Here is a 12322-nt window from a genome sequence, read left to right as displayed (position 1 = left end):
ATAGTTTGTAACAATGAAAGGCGGTGAACAAGGTGGCCGAAGAGTGGTTCTCGATGATTCAAAGTTACTTAGGACAATTTCCGACAGTTATTCAATTTTTGGGCTGGTTGATTCTCATCATTGGCGGACTATTGATCGTATTTTTGTTATTTAGCTTATTGCTAGCGCCATTTATGTGGCTATATAATCGTATAACAGATAAAAACAGCAGCAATGTGCTCAATCAATCCGACTTTTTGATTGGTGAATTGACTGAAAAAATAGAAGGGTCATCCATGGGAGAGGTGATGGAGATTGGCAGTCAAACTGCACGTTCCGTCTATCCAGCGATGCTCTACCGCGTGGAGGATCGCAGCAAGAATATCCGGTTGCCGGTGGGCACCAAAGTCATCATTGTTGAGATTGATCAAAAAGGAATCGCTTTGGTGGTTGAGAGTAAAAATTTTATAGAATAGGAAGTGTGCAGGTATGGTAGATTCAGGTTCAGCTTTACAATTTTTAAGTAACCCTATTTTTTGGTTGATTATTTTGTTGGTTTTATTGATAGCGTTTTTAATGATCCGTTACCGCATTGGTAAACCCGATGAAGCATTGATCGTTACAGGCTCTTTCTTAGGCAAAGAAGGCATCAAAATTCTAAAAAACAGTGGGACGTTTGTGATTCCGATCGTTCAAAAAGCCCATAAGCTAAGCTTGCTGACCCACAAGTTAGAGATTGGTACGCCAGAAGTTTATACGGAACAAGGTGTACCGATCAAAGCCAGTGCGACTGTCTTAGTCAAAGTTGGCAACAGTACAGGGTCTATTAAAACTGCAGCTGAACAATATTTAGGAAAATCAACTGCTGAATTGGAAGACGAAGCCCAAGAAGTATTGGAAGGTCATTTACGAGCGATTCTTGGAACAATGACAGTTGAAGCGATTTACAAAAATCGTGATGACTTTGCTGAACAGGTCCAAGAAGTGGCTTCAACAGACTTGAAAAAGATGGGGTTAGAAATCGTTTCTTTCACGATCAAAGATGTGTCAGATACCAATGGCTACCTAGATGCGTTAGGTCGTCCACAAATCGCAGTCGTGAAGAAAAATGCGGAAGTCGCTGAATCAAATGCATTGCGTGAAACGCGGATCAAACAAGCTGAGAACGAACAGTTGGCACAGCATGAGGAAATCCGCAGACAAACAGAGATTGCTGAAGCGACGAAAGAAATGGCGTTGAAACAAGCGCAGTATAAACAAGAACGCGAAGTTGCCGACGCAAAAGCAGAACAAATTGCTGTCGGTGAAAAAATGAAAGTTCAGTTGATCGAACAAGAAAAGAATATTGAGATTCAAGAAAAACAAGCAGAGTTAACAGAGAAAGAATTGAATGCAACCGTTCGTAAAAAAGCTGAAGCGGATAAATATGTCGTAGAACAAAATGCCTTGGCGGACAAAGCAAGAGAAATCGCCCACGCCCAAGCAGAAGCGGAAAAAGTGAAGCTGGCTGCTCAAGCCGAAGCCGAACGCATCGAAAAACTTGGTTCTGCAGACGCTGATAGAATCGCTAAAGTCGGTCAAGCTGAAGCAGAGAGTCGCGAAAAAATGGCCGTTGCTTTGACCAAATTGAATGAAGCGGGTATTTTGATGGAATTCATTAAAGTCTTGCCGGAAATCGCCAAAGAAGTCAATGCACCTTTAAGCAATATTGATAAAGTGGTGAGTTTTGGCGGCAATGACGGCCTTCATGGCATGGGCGAGGCAGGTTTGGCACGAACATTTGATACGATCAAAGAAACAACTGGTTTAGATTTAGTTGGTTTGATCAATGATACGATGTCTACAAAACAAGGAAACAAAGAATTGGTTGGTGCATTATCAGAGCATCCGCAAACAAAAACAGTTCAACCAGATATAGAATAATCATTAGAGGAGACAAACGGGGGTCAATGAAGCAAGTGACTCCATGTTTGTCGGCCTCTTTTTTTGTTGAAACAATTGAAAAATAGTGTAAAAAAGGTGGAATTTTCTTAGAAAGTTTTCACAATTATGTCTAAACTTTGAAATATTGGTTAAATTCTGACAATTCGTTTGTCTTTTTTATATGGCTGTGATACAGTTATTTTGAATCACGGAATGAGGGATTATTTTGCAAGAAGAGCAACTAAAAAATGAATTCTTTCGTTATCTTATTGTTGAAAGAGGTTATTCTGAGAAGACGAAGAAAGCCTATCAAGAAGATATGGAAAAGTTTTTTCAGTTTTTGGCAGATTCCGGCAACAGCGCGTTCTTAACGATCGATTATCGTGATGTTAGAGTGTACCTGAGTTATCTGAACGAACAGGGTTACAGCCGTAATTCAATCAGCCGTAAAATGGCGAGTTTGCGTTCGTTTTATCAATATTTAACGAAGCATGAAGTCATCAAAGAAAATCCCTTTGCCTATATCCATATGAAAAAAAAGAATGCGAAATTACCGCGTTTTTTTTATGAAAAAGAAATGGCCGCTTTATTTGAAAGTGTGGCAGGGGATGAACCATTACAGCAGCGCAACCAAGCGCTATTGGAAGTGCTATATGGATCTGGATTGCGGGTCAGCGAATGCAGCAATTTGACGATAACTGACATCGATTGGGAAAGTGGCGTTTTGTTGATTCACGGAAAAGGCAATAAAGATCGGTATGTTCCTTTTGGCAGTTATGCCCAAAAAGCCGTCAAGCGGTACCTTTCTGATGGTCGACAGCGATTGATCGAGAAACATCAAAAAGACCATTCATTCGTTTTTGTCAATCACTTAGGCGATGGCATCACACCAACTGGCATTGAATATGTTCTCAATCAAGTGATTCAAAAAAGCAGTCTAGACAGTCAGATCCATCCGCATATGTTGCGTCATACCTTTGCGACTCATTTATTGAATCATGGGGCTGATATGCGGACAGTGCAAGAATTGTTGGGACATGCGAATTTATCAACAACACAAATCTATGCACATGTCACCAAAGACAGTTTGCAAAAAAATTATCGCCAATTTCATCCAAGGGCATAATCATTATGGGAGGAAAACAAAATGAAATCAGAATTTCATTCAACCACTATTTGCGGGGTTGAAAAAGATGGCAAGTTTGCCATGGCTGGAGATGGCCAAGTCACAATGGGCGAACAAGTCGTCATGAAGGGCACAGCCAAAAAAGTACGGCGCATTTATAATGGCGAAGTGATCGTCGGTTTTGCCGGCAGTGTGGCCGATGCGTTTACGCTAGAAGAAAAATTTGAAGGAAAACTCAATGAATATAATGGCAATTTGCAACGTGCAGCAGTTGAATTAGCACAAGAATGGCGCACACAGCAATCAATGCAAAAATTAGAAGCCATGCTGATCGTCATGAATGACAAAGAAATGCTTTTGGTATCAGGTACCGGAGAGGTCATTACCCCTGATGAAGGGATCTTGGCAATCGGGTCTGGCGGGAATTATGCCTTAGCGGCAGCTCGAGCTATGAAGCGTTATGGTGGAGATCTTTCCGCGAAAGAAATTGCTGAAGGTGCATTGCATATCGCGGCAGATATTTGTGTGTTTACGAATCATAATATTATTGTTGAAGAGTTTTAAGAGGTGGAAAAATGACAAAACAAAACAAATCACCACGTGAGATCGTTCAAGAACTAGATGAATATATCGTAGGACAAACAGCTGCCAAAAAATCAGTAGCTGTGGCTTTGCGCAATCGTTACCGTCGATTGCAATTAGATGAAAAAATGCAGCAAGATGTGACACCTAAAAATATCTTGATGATTGGCCCAACTGGTGTCGGAAAGACGGAGATTGCGCGCCGATTAGCAAAAATCGTCGATGCACCTTTTGTGAAGTTGGAAGCAACCAAATTTACTGAGGTGGGTTATGTAGGACGAGATGTTGAATCAATGGTACGCGATCTTGTTGAAAATGCGATCCAAATCGTTAAAAAAGAACAGTACAAAAATGTGCGTATTCAAGCGGAGAAAAAAGCCAACCGGCGTTTGGTCAAAGTGCTCGTACCAGGCATCAAGAAAGAACAAAAGAAACAAGGAAATCCTTACGAACAGATGATGAACATGTTCAATGGCGCACAACAGCCGCAAGAACCAAAAGAGGAGCTGACGGATGAGATCCGCAGCAATCGGCAAGCTATTTTTGAACAGTTGGAAAAAGGATTGCTGGACAATCGCGAGGTAACGATCCAAGTAGATGAACCCAAAAACCAAGCACCAGCTATGAACAATGGCTTGGAACAAATGGGGATTGATTTGAATGAAACCCTTGGCGCGTTGAAACCGCAGAAGAAAATCGAACGAACCGTCACTGTCAAAGAAGCCCGAGAGTTATTGATCCAAGAAGAATCTTCTAAATTGGTCAATGATGCTGATATTCATAGTGCGGCGTTACGTTTGGCCGAGTCGAGCGGTATTATTTTCCTTGATGAAATCGACAAAGTGACCTCTAAATCACAGCAGTCAGGTGAAGTATCCCGTGAAGGTGTCCAACGAGACATCTTGCCGATCGTTGAAGGCTCTCAAGTCAATACCAAATATGGTGCCTTGCAGACCGACCATATTCTCTTTATTGCATCGGGGGCTTTTCACTTATCAAAACCAAGTGATTTGATTCCGGAATTGCAAGGTCGTTTCCCAATTCGTGTTGAATTGGATGATTTGACCAAAGAAGACTTTGTCAAGATTTTGACAGAGCCCAATAATGCCCTTGTTAAACAGTATGTCGCTTTGTTGGCAACCGAAAATGTCAAAGTGACCTTTACTTTGGAGGCTATCCAAAAAATTGCCGAGATTGCCTTTCAAGTCAATCGAGACACAGATAATATCGGTGCGCGCCGCTTGCATACGATTTTAGAAAAACTTTTAGAAGATTTATTATTTGAAGCTTCAGAGATGCAAATGGGTGAAATTACTATCACTGAAGCCTATGTCGAAGAAAAACTCGCTTCAATTGCTGAAGACCAAGACTTAAGTCGTTATATTTTATAAAGGGAGCAAACCAATGAAAACATTATTAGAAAAGACGAGACAAATCAATGAACTATTACAACAAAAAAATACCTTTAATCTAGCTTCAGATTTGCCTTACGATAAAATGGCTGTCATTTTAGGAAATATCCTAGACAGTAATGCGTACATTATTAGTAGTGATGGTAGTGTCTTAGGGTTCGTTGAAAATCATGATGTCAACAATGAGCGTATCAAAAAAATGTTTATGGAAAAGCAATTTCCTAAAAATTATACTGATTTAGTGGATCACTTATCTTCAACGGAAGCAAACGTCCCGATCAGTGATGATATGACGGCATTTCCAATTGAAGTACGTGAGTTATATCCTGATGGTCTGACAACCATTGTCCCTATCTATGGTGCGGGTGAGCGTTTAGGCACCATCATTCTTTCACGAATCGATAAATCTTTTGATGATAATGATTTGGTTTTGGCTGAATATAGTGCAACGGTTGTTGGTATGCAATTTTTATATCAAAAGTCTCGCAGTATTGAAGCTGATGTCCGTAGTACGACAGCCGTTCAGATGGCAATCAACACATTGTCTTATAGTGAATTAAAAGCTGTCCAAGCGATTTTTGAAGCCTTGGAAGGGGATGAAGGACGTCTGACAGCATCAAGTATTGCAGACCGAATTGGTATCACCCGCTCAGTCATTGTTAATGCCTTGCGTAAACTTGAATCAGCGGGTATTATTGAATCACGTTCGTTAGGTATGAAAGGTACCTACTTGAAGGTGCTGAATAGCCGCTTTAAAGAAGAATTGACGAAACATCAATATTAGGAGATGAGATGATGACAGTTACCATCACTGCCGGTCATTTGCAAGCAACGATTGCAGAAAAAGGCGCAGAGCTGCAAAGCTTGTTCGATAGCCATATCGATTTAGAATATATTTGGCAAGCTGATCCGAAGCATTGGGGCAAACATGCACCGATTTTATTCCCGATCGTAGGCGCATTAAAGAACGATAGCTACGTGTATCAAGGGAAAACGTATCATTTGCCTCGTCATGGTTTTGCTCGTGACATGGATTTTGAAGTGATTGATCAGCGTGATGATTATGTACTGTTTCAATTAGAAAGTTCGACGGCAACAAAAGCGGTCTATCCATTTGCGTTTTGTTTGCACGTAAGTTACGAACTTGGGGGCGACGGACTCGTTGTCAAATATAAGGTCAAGAATAGCGGTCAAGAAGATATGCTCTTTTCGATTGGCGGTCATCCCGCTTTCAAGGTGCCTTTAGAAAAAGGTCTGACCTTTGAAGATTATTATTTGGCTTTTTCGCCGAAGAAATCGCGGGTCAAGTTGCCCTTGAAAGGCAACTATATTGATTACGAACAGCGGACCTTGGGGCAAACCAATACTGATCTCAGCTTGACCCATGAGATGTTCGAAAATGATGCCCTTATCTTTGAGACCAAAGGATTACAGTCTTTCTCGATTCGGAGTGAAAAATCACCGCATAGTGTGACGCTGAGCTATAATCAAATGCCGTATGTAGGCTTTTGGTCTACGTATCCTACTAAATCACCATTTTTGTGTATTGAACCATGGTGCGGCATCGCCGATACGATAGAAAGTAATGGTGACTTGAAAGATAAGGTCGGTATGCAGATCTTGGCAGCAAATACCGATTTCGAAACCAAATATTCGATTACTGTCAAATAAGAAAAAAGAAGCTGAGAAAAGCGACATTTGCTTTTCTCAGCTTCTACTATTGTTTGTTCAGGCCGAATGGTACACGACTTTCAGTACCGTTTTTGATTCGTGAAATGTTTTCGCGATGACGGAAAAAGATGAAAATCGTCACACCTATGGCAATACACGTCAGCAACCAGTTTTGTTCAGGCAAGATGACAGGTGCCACGAGAGGGATGACCACGGTGGACAATGTGATCAAACAAGCCGCGATCATACTGGTCAAACTGACCATACTTGTGATATAAAGACAAATCACAAAAATCATTGCGGAGTATAAAAAGAAAATCGGGTTGAAGCCTAAGAGCATGCCCGCGCTTGTCGCGACTGCTTTGCCGCCTTTGAACTTGGCAAAAATCGGGAAAGTATGACCAAGAATTGCACAAACCCCAAACCATAGCGGATTGATCCCTTGGATATGGAAAATCAAGGGCAGACAAGTAGCCAAAGTGCCTTTCAAAATGTCCATAGCTAAAACAGTGATACCCGCCTTTTTTCCTAGTACACGAAAGGTATTTGTGGTTCCAGTATTGCCACTGCCAAATTGGCGAATGTCTTTTTTGAAAAACAATTGTCCGATCCATACACCTGATGGAATGGAGCCTAATAGATAAGCAACAATGAATAATAGAATTGTTTCCATAATAACCAACTTTCTTTATAGGGCTAGGGCAATTTTAGCATGAAACTGCCTATCCAACAATAAGAAAAACTTCCGAGAAACAGATCATGGGTCGTGTCTGGGCGCATACAAACTTGTATAAACAAGAAAAAAAGGATAAGATGATTTAGAAAAATGTTCGCTTGAAAAAAGTGGATTTTGTGTTAAGATTTTTTTTGCGGTCTTTTCTTCCGAGAAAAAGAGACTGAACAAGATTAAAGGAGCGGTGGCTTTGGCAAAGAAAACCACAGAATATAATGATGCCTCCATCCAAGTTTTAGAAGGCTTAGAGGCAGTAAGAAAACGGCCAGGGATGTATATCGGCTCAACAGACGGGCGAGGACTGCATCATCTTGTGTATGAAATCGTGGATAATGCCGTTGATGAAGCACTATCAGGTTACGGCAATGAAATTGATGTAACGATCCATTCGGACAATAGCATTAGCGTCCGAGATAATGGACGGGGGATGCCTGTCGGTATGCACGCATCCGGTATTCCAACTGTGCAAGTTATTTTTACTGTACTGCATGCCGGAGGAAAATTTGGTCAAGGCGGCTACAAAACGTCAGGTGGACTGCATGGTGTTGGCGCGAGTGTTGTGAATGCCCTATCTAGTCATTTATCTGTGACGATCGTGAGAGACGGCATCGAATATCAAGCAGCATTCAAAAATGGCGGTCATCCGGCTGGGACGTTGAAAAAAGTCGGCAAGACGCGTAAGCCGACTGGAACGACTGTGACCTTCAAACCAGATGATACGATTTTTACGGTTACCAAATTCTCCTACGAAACATTGTCAGAACGCTTGAGAGAATCAGCCTTTTTATTGAAAGGTGTCAAAATCACCTTGACGGATGAAAGAGGCGAAGAACCACTGACGGAAGTCTTTTTATATGAAGATGGAATCAAAGAATTCGTTGATTATTTGAATGAAGAAAAAGACACGTTAACACCAGTCATTTATTTTTCAGGTACAAAAGAAGCCATCGAAGTTGAGTTGGCTTTTCAATATAATGATGGGTATTCCGAAAATGTACTTTCTTTTGTTAATAATGTTCGGACGAGAGATGGTGGTACCCACGAAGTCGGTATGAAAACATCGATGACGAAAGCATTCAATGAATATGCCCGTAAAGTCAATTTGCTGAAAGAAAAAGACAAGAATTTAGAAGGCAGTGATTTCCGCGAAGGATTAGCTGCTGTGCTATCTATCAGAGTACCTGAGAATTTATTGCAGTTTGAAGGACAAACCAAAGGAAAATTGGGTACCCCTTTAGCACGGAATGCCGTAGATGCGGTGATTGGTGAACAAATGGGCTACTATTTACAAGAAAATAGTGAAATGAGCCAAATGTTGGTGCGCAAAGCCATCAAAGCGCGAGAAGCACGAGAAGCTGCCCGCAAAGCCCGAGAAGAAAGCCGGACCGGGAAAAAGCGCAAAAAAGGCGAGTCATTGCTTTCTGGTAAGCTGACACCAGCACAATCACGCAATCCTAAGAAAAATGAACTATATTTGGTCGAAGGGGATTCCGCTGGCGGGTCTGCCAAGCAAGGGCGTGACCGTAAATTCCAAGCGATTTTGCCTTTACGTGGTAAGGTCATCAATACCGAAAAAGCTAAAATGCAAGATATCCTCAAAAACGAAGAAATCAATACCATGATTTATACGATAGGTGCTGGCGTCGGTCCTGAATTTTCGATCGAAGATTGCAATTATGACAAAGTAATCATCATGACGGATGCTGATACCGATGGCGCCCATATCCAAGTGCTGCTGCTTACCTTCTTTTATCGCTATATGAAACCTTTGATTGAAGCAGGCAAAGTCTACATCGCCTTGCCGCCATTGTACAAAGTATCAAAAGGGACAGGGAAAAAAGCAATTTTGGAATATGCATGGACAGATGAGGAACTAAGTCAATTGACCAAAAAAATCGGCAAAGGCTATATGTTGCAGCGTTACAAAGGACTTGGTGAAATGAATGCTGATCAACTGTGGGAAACCACGATGGATCCAGATACGCGCACATTGATCCGAGTGAGAATCGATGACGCTGCGCAGGCGGAACGTCGGGTGACTACGTTGATGGGTGATAAAGTTGAGCCTCGGAGAAAATGGATCGAAAGCCATGTGCAATTTAGTCTGGAAGAAGATGGCAGTATCTTAGATAAAAAAGAAGAAACTGTACCTGATTTAGTGGACGAAAAACTAAAAGATACCGAACAAGCTGAAGATCGACGCTTGAAAATGGAATAGGAGGTGGTTTCTTGGAACATAAGAACAACATTCAAGAATTAACGTTAGAAGAAGTGATGGGAGATCGCTTTGGCCGCTACTCGAAATATATCATTCAAGAGCGGGCGCTGCCGGATATTCGTGATGGCCTAAAACCAGTTCAGCGTCGTATCTTATTTGCGATGAATCAAGACGGTAATACGTATGATAAAGGGTTTCGAAAATCGGCAAAATCGGTAGGGAATATCATGGGGAATTTTCATCCCCATGGTGATTCAAGTATTTACGAAGCGATGGTGCGCATGAGTCAAGATTGGAAACTACGGCAAGTCTTGATCGAAATGCACGGAAACAATGGGAGCATGGATGGTGATCCGCCAGCAGCCATGCGTTATACCGAAGCTCGTTTATCTGAGTTGAGCGGTGAATTGCTGAAGGATATTGAAAAAGATACCGTTGAATTGGTTTGGAACTTTGATGATACCGAAAAAGAACCGACTGTTTTGCCAGCAAAATACCCCAATTTGTTGGTCAATGGATCAACAGGTATCTCTGCAGGTTATGCTACTGAGATTCCAACCCATAATCTAGGCGAAATCATTGATGGCACGATTTATTTGATCGACCATCCTCAAGCAACCCTTGATCAATTGATGAAGTATATCCCAGGACCAGATTTTCCAACGGGCGGTATTTTACAAGGGAAAGAGGAAATCAAAAAGGCCTACGAAACCGGGCGTGGAAAAGTCATTTTACGTTCAAAGACCAAAATCGAAGACATCAAAGGCGGCAAACAACAAATTGTAATCAACGAAATTCCTTATGAAGTCAATAAGGCCAATTTGGTTAAAAAGATGGATGAAATCCGCTTGAACAAACGGATCGATGGTATTGCAGAAGTCCGTGATGAAACCGATCGGACTGGATTGCAGATCGTGGTCGAATTGAAGAAAGAAGCCAATGCACAAGGAATCTTGAATTACCTGTTCAAAAATACCGAGCTGCAAATCAACTACAATTTCAATATGGTGGCTATCGATGAGATGCGCCCGCAACAAGTTGGCTTGAAACATATTCTGGAAAGTTATATCAAACATCGTAGAGAAGTCATTGAAAAACGCAGCCGATTTGAATTGCAAAAAGCCCAACGCCGTCAGCATATTGTCGATGGATTGATGAAAGCATTATCGATCCTTGATGAAGTGATTGCGACGATTCGAGGAAGTAAAGACAAAAAGGATGCAAAGAACAACTTAGTCGTGCAACATGGTTTTACCGAAGAGCAATCTGAAGCAATTGTGAACTTGCAATTGTATCGATTGACGAATACCGATATCACGCAATTACAAGCAGAAGCCAAAGAGCTAGCAGAAACAATTGCGCACTTGACGATGATTTTAAATGAAGAAGCCGAATTATTGAAAGTCATCAAAAAAGAACTAAAAGAGATCAAGAAGAAATATCCATCTGATCGAATGACTGAGATCGAAGCAGAAATCGAAGAAATAAAAATTGAGACCCAAGTATTGGTTGCACAAGAAGAAGTTGTTGTGACTGTTACGAAAGATGGCTATATCAAGCGCAGCAGCTTGCGCTCTTATGGGGCGTCAAAACCTGAGGAAGTGGGCATGAAAGAAGGCGATGCCCTTTTATACAGTCAACAGCTGAATACACTAGATCATTTGCTGCTGGTGACCAATAAAGGCAACGTTATTTATCGGCCTGTTCATGAATTAACTGATTTAAAATGGAAAGATCTTGGAGAGCATATCTCGCAAAATGTCTTAACATTGGCGCAAGATGAAATGATCATTGGTGTCTTTGCCTATAAAGTCCTTGATCCAATGAAAAATTTTGTCTTGATCAGTAAAAAGGGTATGATCAAGCAAACCCGAATGACAGAGTTTGAACCTTGGCGTACCTACAAGACGCGTCCTATGACCATCATGAAATTAAAAGATGATACGGATGAGTTACTGAATGTGTTCTTGGTTGATCAAAACGAACCAATGGATATTTTTCTTGTGAGTCAACGGGCATTTGGTTTACGTTATGCATTGACGGAAGTACCTGTTGTTGGACCTAAGGCAGCTGGCGTCAAAGCAATGAATCTGAAAGACGATGATGTGATCGTGAATGGCTTAGTCGTTTATTCTGAAGGAGATACACCTGTTGTGATCATTACACAGCGTGGTGCAGCCAAGCGTATGCTGGCACAAGAAATCACACAACTAGGTCGAGCAAAACGTGGGTTGATGGTTCTTAGAGAATTGAAAAAAAATCCACATCGGGTCGTTTATATGGGGTCTGGTGAAAATAATATACTTCATGTCACCAACCAAAAAGGCCAAACCATCGAGGTCGATACTGAGCAAATACCAATCAATGATCGAACCTCAAATGGGTCATTTATCACAGATGAAAAGGCCGGGGGTCAAGTATACGATGTGCGAAAGGTGATCGATCCGACAATTATCGAAAACACTGTACTATAATTGTGCGAAAAACAGCCGAACTGTATCAATACAGTTCGGCTGTTTTTTTGGTCATAATGATTCTTTCACATTTATAAAAAATCTACTTTAATAATAAATTCACATTAAATAAATTCCGTTATATCAGCGTTTTTATATAAAAAAACATTAAAATAAGGTTACTTGTTAAAAAATAATCTTGAAAATGCTTGCATTCGGAAGCGC

10 protein-coding genes are annotated in these 12322 nt (G+C 41.2%); 9 read left to right on the top strand and 1 reads right to left on the bottom strand.

Annotated features, from left to right (window positions below; genetic code table 11):
• Positions 1-53: 53 nt before the first annotated feature.
• From IGI41_RS09170 to IGI41_RS09140, 7 genes are all read left to right on the top strand, one after another.
• Positions 54-455 (top strand): NfeD family protein, encoded by a 402-nt coding sequence (locus IGI41_RS09170; RefSeq protein ID WP_430612796.1) that lies wholly within the window; start codon positions 54-56, stop codon positions 453-455.
• A gap of 13 nt (positions 456-468) precedes the next feature.
• The gene (locus IGI41_RS09165) at positions 469-1902 is read left to right on the top strand and encodes a flotillin family protein (protein WP_430609490.1); all 1434 of its coding nucleotides are present in this window, start codon (positions 469-471) and stop codon (positions 1900-1902) included.
• A 226-nt stretch (positions 1903-2128) separates the two neighbouring features.
• Complete coding sequence (gene xerC / locus IGI41_RS09160; protein ID WP_430609489.1) at positions 2129-3028, top strand: tyrosine recombinase XerC; 900 nt, start codon at positions 2129-2131, stop codon at positions 3026-3028.
• Positions 3029-3049: 21 nt separating this feature from the next.
• A complete protein-coding gene (gene hslV / locus IGI41_RS09155) occupies positions 3050-3592 on the top strand; it encodes an ATP-dependent protease subunit HslV (RefSeq protein ID WP_430609488.1) in 543 nt (180 codons plus the stop codon).
• An 11-nt stretch (positions 3593-3603) separates the two neighbouring features.
• Positions 3604-5001 (top strand): ATP-dependent protease ATPase subunit HslU, encoded by a 1398-nt coding sequence (gene hslU / locus IGI41_RS09150; protein WP_430609487.1) that lies wholly within the window; start codon positions 3604-3606, stop codon positions 4999-5001.
• A 13-nt stretch (positions 5002-5014) separates the two neighbouring features.
• Positions 5015-5806 carry a GTP-sensing pleiotropic transcriptional regulator CodY gene (gene codY, locus IGI41_RS09145; RefSeq protein WP_430609486.1) on the top strand — a complete coding sequence of 264 codons (792 nt, stop codon included), beginning with the start codon at positions 5015-5017 and terminating at the stop codon, positions 5804-5806.
• An 11-nt stretch (positions 5807-5817) separates the two neighbouring features.
• Positions 5818-6693, top strand: a complete 876-nt coding sequence (locus tag IGI41_RS09140; protein WP_430609485.1) for an aldose 1-epimerase family protein — start codon at positions 5818-5820, stop codon at positions 6691-6693.
• 46 nt (positions 6694-6739) lie between these two features.
• On the opposite strand, the gene plsY is transcribed toward IGI41_RS09140, so the two are convergent.
• Positions 6740-7366 carry a glycerol-3-phosphate 1-O-acyltransferase PlsY gene (gene plsY / locus IGI41_RS09135; protein WP_430609484.1) on the bottom strand — a complete coding sequence of 209 codons (627 nt, stop codon included), beginning with the start codon at positions 7364-7366 and terminating at the stop codon, positions 6740-6742.
• A gap of 250 nt (positions 7367-7616) precedes the next feature.
• Between plsY and parE the strand changes: the two genes are divergently transcribed.
• Both parE and parC read left to right on the top strand, forming a co-directional pair.
• A complete protein-coding gene (gene parE / locus IGI41_RS09130) occupies positions 7617-9644 on the top strand; it encodes a DNA topoisomerase IV subunit B (protein ID WP_430609483.1) in 2028 nt (675 codons plus the stop codon).
• An 11-nt stretch (positions 9645-9655) separates the two neighbouring features.
• Entirely contained in the window at positions 9656-12118 is a 2463-nt protein-coding gene (gene parC, locus IGI41_RS09125; RefSeq protein ID WP_430609482.1) for a DNA topoisomerase IV subunit A, read from the top strand.
• Positions 12119-12322 lie beyond the last annotated feature (204 nt).

Origin of the sequence: Enterococcus sp. DIV0876 (assembly GCF_050529585.1) — a bacterium.
Lineage (GTDB): Bacteria > Bacillota > Bacilli > Lactobacillales > Enterococcaceae > Enterococcus_D.
This window is presented reverse-complemented; position numbering and strand designations above follow the sequence as displayed.

Excerpts from the sequence above, each read along its gene's own strand:
- IGI41_RS09170 (WP_430612796.1), top strand. The coding sequence starts at position 54 with ATGATTCAAAGTTACTTAGGACAATTTCCGACAGTTATTCAATTTTTG.
- IGI41_RS09165 (WP_430609490.1), top strand. The coding sequence starts at position 469 with ATGGTAGATTCAGGTTCAGCTTTACAATTTTTAAGTAACCCTATTTTT.
- hslV (WP_430609488.1), top strand. The coding sequence starts at position 3,050 with ATGAAATCAGAATTTCATTCAACCACTATTTGCGGGGTTGAAAAAGAT.
- hslU (WP_430609487.1), top strand. The coding sequence starts at position 3,604 with ATGACAAAACAAAACAAATCACCACGTGAGATCGTTCAAGAACTAGAT.
- codY (WP_430609486.1), top strand. The coding sequence starts at position 5,015 with ATGAAAACATTATTAGAAAAGACGAGACAAATCAATGAACTATTACAA.
- IGI41_RS09140 (WP_430609485.1), top strand. The coding sequence starts at position 5,818 with ATGACAGTTACCATCACTGCCGGTCATTTGCAAGCAACGATTGCAGAA.
- plsY (WP_430609484.1), bottom strand. The coding sequence starts at position 7,366 with ATGGAAACAATTCTATTATTCATTGTTGCTTATCTATTAGGCTCCATT.